General features: G+C 43.8%; 11 protein-coding genes. 2 read left to right on the top strand and 9 right to left on the bottom strand.

Annotation, left to right across the window (positions count from 1 at the left end; translation table 11 throughout):
• Nucleotides 1-16 precede the first annotated feature (16 nt).
• The 6 genes from CLV51_RS06465 to aspT all read right to left on the bottom strand — a co-directional run bounded on the left by CLV51_RS06465 (nucleotide 17) and on the right by aspT (nucleotide 6,867).
• Nucleotides 17-1,438 carry a DHA2 family efflux MFS transporter permease subunit gene (locus tag CLV51_RS06465; RefSeq protein WP_106527161.1) on the bottom strand — a complete coding sequence of 474 codons (1,422 nt, stop codon included), beginning with the start codon at nucleotides 1,436-1,438 and terminating at the stop codon, nucleotides 17-19.
• On the bottom strand, nucleotides 1,435-1,782 hold the full coding sequence (locus CLV51_RS06460) for a damage-inducible protein D (RefSeq protein WP_106527160.1): 348 nt from the start codon (nucleotides 1,780-1,782) through the stop codon (nucleotides 1,435-1,437). Before CLV51_RS06460 ends, CLV51_RS06465 begins: the two co-directional genes overlap by 4 nt.
• The gene (locus CLV51_RS06455) at nucleotides 1,775-2,737 is read right to left on the bottom strand and encodes a DnaJ C-terminal domain-containing protein (protein WP_106527159.1); all 963 of its coding nucleotides are present in this window, start codon (nucleotides 2,735-2,737) and stop codon (nucleotides 1,775-1,777) included. The genes CLV51_RS06460 and CLV51_RS06455 overlap by 8 nt, the downstream gene beginning before the upstream one ends.
• 126 nt (nucleotides 2,738-2,863) lie before the next feature.
• Nucleotides 2,864-3,868 (bottom strand): glutaminase A, encoded by a 1,005-nt coding sequence (glsA, locus tag CLV51_RS06450; RefSeq protein WP_106527158.1) that lies wholly within the window; start codon nucleotides 3,866-3,868, stop codon nucleotides 2,864-2,866.
• 24 nt (nucleotides 3,869-3,892) lie between these two features.
• Nucleotides 3,893-5,122 (bottom strand): DcaP family trimeric outer membrane transporter, encoded by a 1,230-nt coding sequence (locus CLV51_RS06445; RefSeq protein ID WP_146151233.1) that lies wholly within the window; start codon nucleotides 5,120-5,122, stop codon nucleotides 3,893-3,895.
• 41 nt (nucleotides 5,123-5,163) lie between these two features.
• On the bottom strand, nucleotides 5,164-6,867 hold the full coding sequence (gene aspT, locus CLV51_RS06440; protein WP_106527156.1) for an aspartate-alanine antiporter: 1,704 nt from the start codon (nucleotides 6,865-6,867) through the stop codon (nucleotides 5,164-5,166).
• 191 nt (nucleotides 6,868-7,058) lie between these two features.
• Between aspT and gad the strand changes: the two genes are divergently transcribed.
• On the top strand, nucleotides 7,059-8,447 hold the full coding sequence (gene gad / locus CLV51_RS06435; protein WP_106527155.1) for a glutamate decarboxylase: 1,389 nt from the start codon (nucleotides 7,059-7,061) through the stop codon (nucleotides 8,445-8,447).
• Here the strand turns inward: gad and CLV51_RS06430 are convergent.
• Nucleotides 8,444-8,782, bottom strand: a complete 339-nt coding sequence (locus CLV51_RS06430; RefSeq protein WP_106527154.1) for a DUF6686 family protein — start codon at nucleotides 8,780-8,782, stop codon at nucleotides 8,444-8,446. The genes gad and CLV51_RS06430 overlap by 4 nt on opposite strands.
• 329 nt (nucleotides 8,783-9,111) lie before the next feature.
• Between CLV51_RS06430 and CLV51_RS06425 the strand changes: the two genes are divergently transcribed.
• The gene (locus tag CLV51_RS06425) at nucleotides 9,112-9,369 is read left to right on the top strand and encodes a hypothetical protein (protein ID WP_106527153.1); all 258 of its coding nucleotides are present in this window, start codon (nucleotides 9,112-9,114) and stop codon (nucleotides 9,367-9,369) included.
• 9 nt (nucleotides 9,370-9,378) lie between these two features.
• Here the strand turns inward: CLV51_RS06425 and CLV51_RS06420 are convergent, their stop codons facing one another.
• Both CLV51_RS06420 and CLV51_RS06415 read right to left on the bottom strand, forming a co-directional pair.
• Nucleotides 9,379-10,233, bottom strand: a complete 855-nt coding sequence (locus CLV51_RS06420) for a DUF4249 domain-containing protein (protein WP_106527152.1) — start codon at nucleotides 10,231-10,233, stop codon at nucleotides 9,379-9,381.
• Between the two features lie 10 nt (nucleotides 10,234-10,243).
• Nucleotides 10,244-12,883: a TonB-dependent receptor gene (locus CLV51_RS06415; protein WP_106527151.1), complete on the bottom strand. Its 2,640-nt coding sequence runs from the start codon at nucleotides 12,881-12,883 to the stop codon at nucleotides 10,244-10,246.
• Nucleotides 12,884-12,910: the final 27 nt, after the last annotated feature.

The raw sequence follows: 12,910 nt of genomic DNA, 5'->3' as shown, positions 1-12,910 counted from the left end.
TGCATTTTTTTGAAAATCATGTGTCAATATGCGACTCTCCATCTTTTAACACCACATTTTTACGGGGTAAAAACCAGGCAGGGATTAATGTTACCACCAATATGATCAGGGAAATCTGAAAACCTTCTTTCAGTGCAAAATGGTGCGCAGTAAGATTTGAGACACCCGCAAGCACATGTTTATTATACGTAGCCTGTGTAACAATGGCCAGTACAGCGATTCCTATAGCACCGCCTACCTGTTGCATCAATGTACTAACGGAAGAGGCCATGGTTACTTCACTGGGCCTTACTGCACTCAGCGTGGCCGCATTCAGCGGCGCCAGCAATAGTCCCATTCCCAGCCCCCTTACGGTCATAGCAGTAATTACCGCCGTCAAACTACTGCCTTTATCCAGCAGTGAAAAAAGGTACATAGAGGCAGCCAGCAGCGCTATACCCAACAGCGAAATCTGCCTGGACCCATGTTTATCGGACCATCGGCCGGCAAAAGGCATTAAAGCCGCCATACAAACCGAGTTAGGCAAAATCAGTAATCCGGACACCCCTTCTGAAAATCCCATCTGCTCCTGCAACAGGAACGGCATGAGAAATAAGCCCCCAAACAACGCAGCAGCGCGGGATATAGTAACGAGGATACAACTTACAAAAGAGTAGTTGGTAAACAAATGAAGATCAATGATAGGACTCTTTTTATGACTATCTATCCAAATAAAAAATGCAAATGCAATGAGCGCAATTGTTAGTGTAACCAATATTTCAGGAGAAGTGATACCCACTGCTTCTGCCTTGGCAATACCAAATTGCAGGCATACCAGGAAGATGGTAAGCGCCACAAAGCCGGTCAGATCAAATGGCAGCTTTAGTTTGGGCTGCTTCCGCAATACATCCAGGTACTTGAAGGCCATTACCACCGTGAGTATGCCAATAGGGAGATTGATATAGAAGATAGAAGGCCATCCGAATTTCTCGGTGAGTATACCTCCCAAAGTAGGTCCCATAGCCGGTCCTATCAGGTTGCCCAATCCCCACCACCCTAATACGGTACCACGCACCCGCGCAGGAAATATATAGGAAATGATGGCCATAGAAGTAGGCGCCATAGCACCACCACCCAATGCCTGTATCACGCGCGCTGTCAGCAATGAATCCAGGTTGGTGGATAATGCGCATAACAGGGAACCTATCGTAAAAAGGGAAATAGCGCCGATATAAAGATTAAAGAATCCGATCCTGTTCTTCAACCAGCTGGTAAGTGGCATCAATACTGAAAAGCTCAGCATGTATACTGTAATTACCCATTCAATTTCGTCCAGCGTGCAGTTAAACTGCTTGCTCATAACGGGCAGGGATATATTAACAATGCTCGAGTCAATGCCGGCCATGGTAGTGCCCATAATGACCACTATCAGTATGCCGGTCCTGTTGATATCTCTCATACCCGGTCTTTCATCATAAATATCAGCTGCGCTTTTGCTACAAACGGATTCAGTGGATTACAATTGATCATGAACAAATAAGTAGCCAGTTCAGACAACTGCCAGTCGGTGATCATTTCTCCGTCTTTAAAGCAGTATACTTTTTTGAAATTATAATCAACCGGGATCTGCAGCGCTGCACAGGCATGCATGGCCCTGTCCAGTGGTTCCTGCTCCATACCGGTTTGGCCATAACCAAGTTCCTGCATTATTTCGCTGGCAGTATACAACAGTTGCGGGTTATTCAATTGCGATATTCTTTCTGTTGCAATCACTTCTTCCAGATAATCAAAAAGTTTAAGCATGACCATTCTCATTTAGTTGTGATAGTTGCTGAAACAATTCTTTTTCCTTGTCGGAAAGTTTTTTTGGTAGGTGTATCATTGCCTTGATGTACAAGTCACCGGCAGCGCCATTGTTATCGTATGCAGGAAGACCTTTACCTTTTAAACGAAACACCTTACCACTGTCGGTTCCTGCCGGGATGTTCATATTCAGCGAGGCGCCTGGTGTAGGCACTGTCAGTTTTCCTCCCAGCACAGCGGTATATAAAGGCACCGCCAGATCCGTATAAATATCCTGTCCTTTCAGTTCATACTGCGGATGTGGTGCCAGGTGTACGGAGATGAGCAGGTCGCCGTTTTCTCCTCCTTTACGCCCCGGAGCACCTTTTCCTTTTAACCGGATCACCTGTCCCTCATACAGACCGGGTTTCAATTTAATATTCAGTCTGCCGCCACTCACTTCTACCTGCCGGGTGGCACCTGTGTAAGCATCTTCCAAAGATACTTCCATGGTGGCCTGTATATCGCGTCCACGGCCAGGACCCTGCTGTTGCTGCCTACGGCCACCACCAGAAAAGCGACTACCAAAAAGCTGTTCAAAGAAATCAGAGAAATTACCCTCTCCGCCTGCACCACCAAAAATATCATCCATATTACCACCCTGGTAGGAATAACCGCCGCCCCGTTGACCGCCACCACCGCCAAATTGCGACCAATCATAATCTTCCGGCCGGCCACCATGCTGCTCGTAATATTTATAATTTTCCCCAAACTGATCGTATTTTTTGCGCTTCTCTACATCGCTCAGCACTTCATACGCTTCGTTTATCTCTTTAAATTTTTCTTCTGAGGCTTTATCACCGGGGTTCTTATCCGGATGATACTTCACCGCCAGTTTACGGTAGGCTTTCTTAATCTGTTCAGCTGTTGCAGTTTTCTCTACTCCTAATACCTTGTAGTAATCCTTGACGTCCATAGCTCTAAAACATGTTAATGTGATAACTTGTTTTATGAATTTACGAATTAACAGTGAAAAATAATGGTGAATAGCTAGCGGAGCCCTCTGGTGCTATTCACCAATTACGCCTGCCTGTCAAAAGAATTATCTTCCTGAATAAATATTCGCTGCTAATTTATCTGAAATATATTTGATGGCTTCCTGCGCACGTACGCTATTACCGGCTTTGTCTAATGGCGGTGAAAAAACAGCGATGGCAAATCTGCCCGGAACAACTGAGATAATACCACCACCAACACCGCTTTTACCAGGCAATCCAACTTTAAACATCCAGTCTCCTGTTGTTTCATACAGCCCGGTTGTACCCATAATAGCCAACACTTTAGGCACATATTTTTCTTTTATCAGTCTTTCTTTTGTGATAGGATTCACACCACCATTGGCTAAAGTACCCGCCATAATTGCCAGATCACGGGTATTTACACCATAGGAACATTGTTTTGTATAAAAATCGCAGGCATATAAAGGATCATCATACATGTATCCGTAAGATTTTAATAGCATGGCTATTGCCTGGTTATGCTGATTGGTGGCTGCTTCCGATTTATATAACTCATCCAGGACAGGTAGTTCTCTGCCCGCGAATTTTGCAAAGTAAGCATTCACTTTACTCCATGCATCAGCTTTGCCAAAATAGCTGGTAAGTAAGCTGGTAGTGGCCATCGCACCTGCATTAACAAGCGGATTGGAAGGTTTCTGCCCGTTTAGTTCTATAGCCGGCACTGAGTTAAAAGGCAATCCTGTTTGATCAGCACCAATTTTTTGTAATATCACGGAATCACCGAACAATTCCATCGCCATACAAAGCGTAAAAACTTTTTCAATGGACTCAATACCAAATTCAAATTTGGTTTCGCCTACCTGGAATATTTTACCTTCTTTGGTAATAATCACAATACCATACATATCAGAATTTACTTTCGCCAGAAAAGGAATATAATCTGCATTTTTACCACCTGGTTCATTCTTATATAATCTGTAAGCCTCATTGATAACGGCGCCATAGTCCGGGGTGCTGCCACGCTGCCGGGAATAGGTATCAGTTACGCCAAGCGTGAGCAACAACAGTAGTGTAACAAAAACTTTCATGATATTTTATATTTATGGAGATGATCAGAATTTGAAGAATGCACTGAATTGACCCCGCAAATTATCACCGGTTTTATTATCGGTATCTTTCCGGATACCGTATAATACTTCTCCGGCAATTTTAAAGTAATTGGTGAAGTAATAAGTAGTATTAAAAGAACCATAATTAGTGGACTTAATTGTTCCCACTGCCGGCATGGAAAACTGCGGTGTGTTCAATTGCAGGTAACCCCATCCTATGGTAGATCCCAGGCTTTTTGTCCAGAAGTGATCATAATACAACCAGGTAGCCAGCATGCTTATATTTTTTACACTTTTATCATTTACACCACCATATGCATCATATCCTTCTCCACTGATATCTTCACTATATTTCGCATAGCCGCTACCGTAAGCAAACTGAAACTTGATATCGTTATCTTTTTGCACATTAATATTTCCGGAGAGATTAAATGCACCACCTATACTTGTTTTCTTCTCTTTATCGCCATTCTTATAATCCATAGGATGTAATAATCCCGCTAAACGAACATGACTCTCATTCTTGTCTCCAAAATCCTTTTGAAAAGCAGCTGTTACATCCGGATAAATTGTTCTGTTGCTCCAGGTATCAGGGATAGAAAGATCGCCACCAGGTTGTTCTGCAGAAACAGAAAATGTCATGGAGGAAGATAACTGCTGTGTAAATCGTAGCTGCACCTGCCTGGTCCATACGTAAGCATTAGGTCCCCAATAGTCCATGATATTAGGCCAGTTATCTCCATCCATAAAGTTGCTCCAGTATTGCCCGAATGTCCATTTACCATGCTGTATATAAGCATGGCGCAAACGCGGCGCTCCTGAAAGGCTTCCCCACAAATCAAATTCCAGTACCGCTTTTAATGCACGTCCGCGCGCATCCGGCGCACCATATGCCGTAAAAGCAAAACGGGATTGACGGATGGAAAAAGCCGTATTCCCTTCAGCAGAAGATGGTACCGGAATAGTAGACGGCTGGAAAGCATGGATGTTAGTCATCTCCATAAAATCATGTATAAAATCTACCTGCACATATCCGTTGAATTGCAGGCGGATTCCTTTTACATCTGTAAAAAGAAAGCCCTGATATTTACCCCCTTCAATCATGTTACGGGTAAGCCCCTTACCATACTGAGAGGTATCCGTTTGTGCATGGGCATGTATACTAACAAACATAATAACGCAAACGGCTAAACGTGTATACATATGGAGATAGTGGATAGATTTGGCTTTCACGATGGATCTGATTTATAATGAAATATTTCTGATAGGGTATGTTAGGTCATCAGCAAAACAATCACTACTCCCCAGATAATCAATAAGGTATTTCCTACTGCATAAGTAATAGTATAGCCCAATGCAGGCAATTTGCTTTGTACTTCCTCCTGAATAGCAGAAAGTGCAGCAGTGGTGGTTCTGGCGCCTGCAGTGCAGCCCAGTATAAGCGCCGGATGGAACTTGAATATATATTTACCCATTAATACACCAACCAGCAACGGCAAGGTAGTAGCTGCAATGCCCACCACGAAAAGGCTCCAGCCGACTTCTTTGAATCCGGCCACAAAGCTTGGCCCGGCAGTGATACCCACCACTGCGATGAAAGTATTTAACCCAACATTATTCATGACCCACAATGCTGGTTCAGGGATTCTGCCAAACGTAGGATGTACAGCGCGTAACCAGCCAAATACCAGTCCCATGATCAGCGCGCCGCCACTGGTACTTAAGCTGAGCGGAACACCACCTACTTTCATGCTCATAGCACCTACCAAGCCACCTAATACAATACCCGCGCCCACAAATACCATATCTGTTTTATCTGTTGGAATATCACCATAACCAATTTGTGCCATGGCTCTTTCCATATCTTTTTTATAGCCTACCAACTCCATATAATCGCCTTTTTCCAATATGGTATCCGGATAAACAGGCATAAAAATGCCGGCACGCTTGATACTTTGTATTGGTATGCCATGCATAAATTCTTTTGTGCGCAGGTCTCTTATTGTTTTACCAACCACATTTTTATTCGTCACAAATACCATTACATTTTCCACTGGAAAATTCAGCAGGTCAACATCTGCAATCTCCGCGCCGATACCCTGTTCTTCTCCTAAAATAAATTCTCTCCGGCCGCTCAGCACAATTTCATCTCCGCGCTGAATGATATAATCAGGTGTAGCCTCTATAATTTTCTTATCTGTTTTACGGATACGTTCCACAAATAAACGATGATCCCGTTGCAGTAATTCTGCTTCCAGTTGCTGAACAGATTTACCTGTAGCAATAGATTGCGGGCCTATCATATAAGCTCTGAATGTAACCTGGATAAAAGCAGAACGCATACCAGGGTCCTGTGTCGGATCTCCGGCTCCCATGGTTTTTTCCAGCTCTTTACAGGCAGCTCTCACTTTATCAATACCACCCAGCATAAGTGGCGCCATACTGGATAACAGCCATGCTGAACCTGCCGTACCAAATATATAAGACACCGCATAACATACCGGCATAGAATTAATCAGCATTTGTTTCTGATCTGCGGATATATTCACCTGGTTAATAGTATCTGCTGCTACTCCCATCACAGCGGAAATAGTTTGGGAGCCGGCAATCAAACCTGCAGCCTGGCCTACGTTATAGCCCATCATCAACGACAATAACCAGGGCGCTACCAAACACACCAGGCACATTAATACGGCAAATAACACCTGCGGCAATCCATCTTTTTTGAGTCCGCGGAAAAACTGTGGCCCCACACTATAGCCTACGGCGAACAAAAATAGCAGGAAAAAAACAGCTTTTACGTTAGCGGAAATAGCAATGTTCATTTGCCCCACCAATACCCCCATTAACAACACACCAGTTACGGATCCTAACGAAAATTTACCCACCCGGATATTACCAATATAAAAACCTGCTGCCAGTGTAAGAAAGATGGCTAACTCAGGGTATTCCTGGAATGTATGGTGTAACCAGTTCATTTATATTAAGATTATGAGAGGAAGAAAAAAGCAATAATCATGGTTGTTATAGGTAACACGGGCAATTCCTGATTTGTTCAGATATAGTCAATTTACATAGGTCATTATGAATTTCAGGAGATAGCCGAACAAGTATCTACTCCATTTGTTAACCATCAAAAGAATTTCCTCACATTTAAGCCCTTTTTGTTATGCCATTATTTATCAAAAAGAAAGAAAATGATAATTCCCGTTTAGGTTTGTATGCTTCCGCCGACAGTACCGAAAGTATTCCTAAATACAAGATGCCGGCCGATGCGCAGGACATGCGCACAGTGTATCACCTGGTACATGATGAATTAATGCTGGATGGTAATTCCAGAATGAACCTGGCCACTTTTTGTCAAACATGGCTGGATGAATATGTACACAAATTAATGGATGAATGCCTTGATAAAAATATGATCGACAAGGATGAATATCCTCAAACAGCGGAGATTGAAAACCGGTGCGTACATATCCTCGCCCATTTGTTTAACTCGCCGGAGAGTGCCAGCACCATAGGTTGCAGCACTACAGGATCCAGCGAAGCAGCGATGCTGGGAGGCCTCGCATTAAAATGGCAGTGGCGCAAAAGAAGACAGAAAGAAGGTAAATCAACAGATAAACCCAATCTTATTTGTGGTGCAGTGCAGGTTTGCTGGCATAAATTTGCCAGGTACTTCGATGTGGAATTACGAGAAGTAGGGATGGAGCATGGCCGTTATGAATTAACACCGGAAAAAGTACTGGAACTAGCTGATGAAAATACTATCGGTGTAGTACCAACGCTGGGGGTTACTTTCACATTGAGATATGAACCGGTAGCAGCCATTGCACATGCATTGGATAAATTGCAAAAAGAAAAAGGATGGGACATTCCTATCCACGTAGATGCCGCCAGTGGCGGGTTTATAGCACCCTTTATTACTCCTGGGCTGGAATGGGATTTTCGCATTCCACGTGTAAAATCCATCAATGCATCCGGCCACAAATATGGTCTGAGTCCACTTGGTGTGGGTTGGGTTATCTGGCGTGAAAAAGAAGATCTGCCGGAAGAACTGGTTTTCAGGGTAGATTATTTAGGTGGAGATATGCCCACCTTTGCACTGAATTTCTCCCGTCCCGGCGGACAAATTGTAGCGCAATATTACAACCTGCTTCGTCACGGAAAAGATGGATATACGAAATTGCAACAAGCCTGCCTGGATCATGCTGCTTACATTGCAGCAGCCATTAAAAAACTGGGGCATTTCGACATCCTGTACGGTGGCCATGGTGGCTTACCGGGAGCATGCTGGACTTTAAAACCAGGCGAACACGGTTTCTCACTATATGATATTACAGATAAGATCCGTTCCCGTGGATGGCAGATTGCTTCTTATCCACTCACCGGTGATGCTAAAGATATTGTAGTACAACGTGTATTGATCCGTCATGGATTTAGCAGGGATATGGCAGATCTGCTCATCGATGATTACACCCGTTGCGTAAAACACTTTGAAGAAAATCCTGTAAACAAATCCCTTACACAGACTGAGGGTGGCGGATTCCATCATTAATCCGCCCTGAAGGAACCGGAAGGCATTTCCAGGATGTCGTATGCATCAAGCAATGCCTGGACTTCTGAAGTCATACGGGCGAGTGTTGTTAATTCTTTGGGAGTAAGCAACATCATCACATGATCAGCTGGTAAAGGCAAACAAATTAATTTTTCATTTTCTGTTGAGTTGTAATGGTCATCCGCCAGCCGGGTGACCATTTTTTTAAAGCACTCAAATTCAGCATGGGCGAGATTAACAACCGAAGTTCCAAAAGCAAGTTGCACGCCTTTACAATGCGGACAGCGGATTACATATCCGGCTGCGCCGTGATATAATGTCTGGTAATTACACATAGTTTATGGATTGGTGGGTTAGTGCCTTCAGCGGCCGGTGTGCGGCCGCTGTCAGGACTTATTTTCATCACTCTTTACACTAAAATGGTAGTTGCAAACAACAGATGCTTTATGTATAGCTATATACGCCGGGGTATCAAATACATACCACAAATGTAAAGGGAGAAATATTACGGGAAAGATCGGATCAGGAAAACGACTTACGCAAAAGGGAAAAGATGTTGTTTACCTATATCCGGAAGAGGATTCGGAAAATCTTAAAAAAAATTAGTTCGTAGTGCAACTAATTTATCAATTATGTGTTAAGGGGAAAACTAAAACCATTACTCATGGACTGGGATGAACTACTGGATCCTTTGTCGCCATTGTATCAGGAAACTATGCAGGAACAGATTAAAATTGTAAACATGCAGGACGGGCTCATAGCCGCTGCCCGTCAACTGGCGGAGGAACATTATCCCGTTATAAACAACATGGAAGCAAAGTTCCACAAAGAACTCAACAGCGTAATTATCAAGCATGCCGTTAAAATGGCCATTGATATTAACAGCGCTATTTATGGCAGGGATGCGGATGATTATCTATAGAAAAACCGGCTATTCAACTTTAAACGTCATTCTTTTTGTATTTATGCCGGCAACTATGCCATAACCATTAGACACATTTGTAAACACACGCACGGGCTCTGTTATAATAGTACCACCATTCCTCTCTTGTGCTGATACCGCTTTAAAATACTGGTAAGCATCGTTGGTAAGCGTACTTACTTCTACCATCAGCTGAGTGGTGTTGGCAATTGGGTCCTGTGTCTGTAACACAAAATTTACTTCTTTACCATTGAAGCGGGCATCATTCATAATGAGGCTGCTATTGCTGCCACTGGTAAAGAAGTCTACCATGTTGTTATTAAAGGAGGGGTCCAGGCGGAAAAGCCGCAACGTATCCGGCTGCCCATCCGGGCCATAGGCGAAAATGCGGATACGATAAAAATCGGCTGCATCCGGACGGTCTTTAAGCGTAAACCGCACCCTGCTACTGTTGCGCTGTGCAGCGGCCATGCTTACATCCGGTGCCGCAGGCAGGGTATCAGTAGCCATTACCGGCTGCATCCCTGCAGCAGCAACACGGACAGTATACTGTTTGCCCAGTATGGCCTTTTGTGTAGAAACAAAATACCCATGCCCCTTAATCTCCTGCCATTGCAACGGAGTAAGGACTACGCCATTTTCCTCCAGCGTTACCGCAGCATTCGTGATTTCTGTAAAACCGTTATCATCATATACATTGGAAGGCACGCTCCGCGTAACTCTTATATAGATCACACTGTCCGGCTGAATAAGGCTGTTCACCACTATCTTATCTCCATCATATGGTAGCTTTATATCTACCCGTTTTTCACAACTACAGAAAAATAATACTAACAATGCCGCATATACGAAAACATTCTGCATATATCTCTCTTTAAAATTTTATCGAATAAGTGATACTGGGTAATATAGGTAGTATCGTTACTTTAGTCAGATAACGCTGTTGATCAGCCACATCCTTTTTCATATAATAGAAGAAAGGATTTTGCTGATTATACACGTTAAATACACTCAGGTTCCAGCTTTTACGGTAGCGTTTCTTCTGCTTGCTATAGGTGATCCCGGCATCCAGCCGGTGCACATCTGCGGTTCTGTAATTATAGCGTTTATCAAATCTGTCAATAGAACCGGTATTTGTACCCGGGTCCCATGGAGAGGCATTATCGATGCCATGGTAGCTGGCCACCGGCAGGGTAATGGGCGATCCGGTAGTATAATGCCAGGAAGCAGACAGCTCCCAGTGCTTACCCAGCTTTTGTATCAGCACCACTTCAATATCGTGCCGGTGATCGTATTTATATGGGAAGATCTCACCATTATTGATATCCGGGAAACGACGTGTAGACCATGCCAGCGTATAGCCAATCCACCCGGTGGTATTTCCTTTTTTCTTTTGTATCATCACCTCGCCACCATAGCTCCAGCCTTTCCCGATAGTTACATTTTCATCCCATCTTACTACATCCTGGTACACAACATCCGTACTCTTATTTTCAATCATGTTATGCATAGATTTGAAATAGCCTTCCAGCGAAAACTCAAACTTCATATTAGCAGAAGTTTTAGCTACACCAATAGCCAGCTGTGTGGAAAACATAGGCGCTACCCGCTGGGTGGAAGGCACCCAGATATCAGTGGGTAAAGTGGTACCGTTGTTGGACAACAGATGAATGTATTGGTTCATGTGCGTATAGGCAGCCTTTACAGCCCAATTGCGGGGCAACATATACCGTATGCCCATCCGTGGCTGCAGGGAATGATAAAAACGTCCTTCCACCAGGAATCCGGAAGCATGTACACCTAAATTGGCATACAGGCCTGGCCGCACTTCCCAGTCATCTTCTACATACAAAGACATTTCCATTCCTGTAACGCGCATGGCAAGATCTGCGGTATCGAGCGGTTTCACCACACTATTCTTATCTTCAAAAAATGACATCCCCGGCTTAAAATAATGCATGGTAGCGGTGGCACCAAAGCGTATCCCATGATGCGGCGCAGGACGATAATCAAAATCTATTTTAGCACCACCGTTCTCCATACGGGAGTAATACTTACCGTAGATATCCGACCGCTCACCATAAGCGGGAATAGTATACTTATATGCATACTCCGTAGAAAATGCATATTGCGAATAATTCAACGTTACATTGGAAAATAACTGTGGTCCGTAAATATGGTTCCAACGCAATGCTGCAACGGTGTTGCCCCATCCCAGCTGAAATTTACTGCTTTCAGCCTGCAACTTCGTAGGATCGTTAACGTTAGTAGTGTCGCCGCTTGTTTGTTTAAGCAGTATATTATCTTCTCCTTTATAAAAGCTCAGAAAGAGACGGTCTTTAGGCGAAAAAATATGATTGATCTTGGCATTAAAATCATAAAAAAAGGCTTTGAAAGCACCATTGTTGCCCAGTGATTTTTCCGATTGCAACATGGCATTAAAAATCAAATCCGGATAGGAACGGCGGGCCGATACCAGGAAAGAGGTTTTATCCTTTACAATAGGCCCCTCCAGGTTGAATTTAGCTGCAATGAGGCCAATAGACACATCACCATGATAAGCTTTCATATCACCATCTTTCGTAGCAATATCCACGATAGAGGATAGTCTTCCGCCAAAACGCGCCGGGAAAGCGCCTTTATAGAGATCCGTTGTTTTTACCACATCGGCATTCAGCAAAGAATACACACCGAAAAAATGAGAGAAATTAAATACAGGTGTACCATCCATGAGGATCAGGTTCTGATCCGGACTACCACCACGCACATGCATACCACCTGCGCCATCCATGCCACTGCTTACACCTGGCAAGGATTGCAGCGTGCGCATCACATCAGACTCTCCCAATAATTTGGGCATGGACTGTACTTCCGACATGGCAAGATTTACCTTACTCATTTGCGTTTGATCCTGCAGTTTACTTTTTTCTGTGGCACTGATCACCACTTCTTTTAAACTGCCCAGCGGCTGCAATGAGGTAGTAATCATTTTATCTCCCGAACAGGAAACCGTTTGGAATAAAGGGCTATAGCCTATGTAAGAGATGATCAGGCTACTGGTATCTTTTACGGTGGTTAAGCTAAAGTAACCGTATTGATTGCTGGTAGTGCCCTGTTTTAATACAGGGGAATAGATGGTAGCCCCGATAAGGCGTTCACCACTAACAGCATCCTGTACATAGCCGCTGATAGTGTGTGTATTACGTTTTGCGGGCAACAATACTATTTGCTCTCCTACGCGGGTATAACGAATATCATCTGGCGCAAACAATTCTTCCAGCACTTTTCTGAGGCGCTGATGATAGGCTGTTACCGTAACTCTCCGGGACAAGTTGACAAGTTCTCTGCTATATGAAAAATGGATACCGTATTCCTTTTCCAGTAATTCACATACAGCCTGCATGGGCTGATCCTTCACTACTACCGTTACCCTTGTTTGCCAGTCCCACCCTAAAACGCGAAGTGGGAAACATAGTATAAATATTCCCGTCAGCATTTTTCCAGCTAACGACATAAAATAGTCAAATTGAAAGTGTGATAA

The sequence above is a fragment of the Chitinophaga niastensis genome (genome assembly GCF_003014755.1).
GTDB classification, from domain to species: Bacteria; Bacteroidota; Bacteroidia; order Chitinophagales; family Chitinophagaceae; genus Chitinophaga; species Chitinophaga niastensis.
This window is presented reverse-complemented; position numbering and strand designations above follow the sequence as displayed.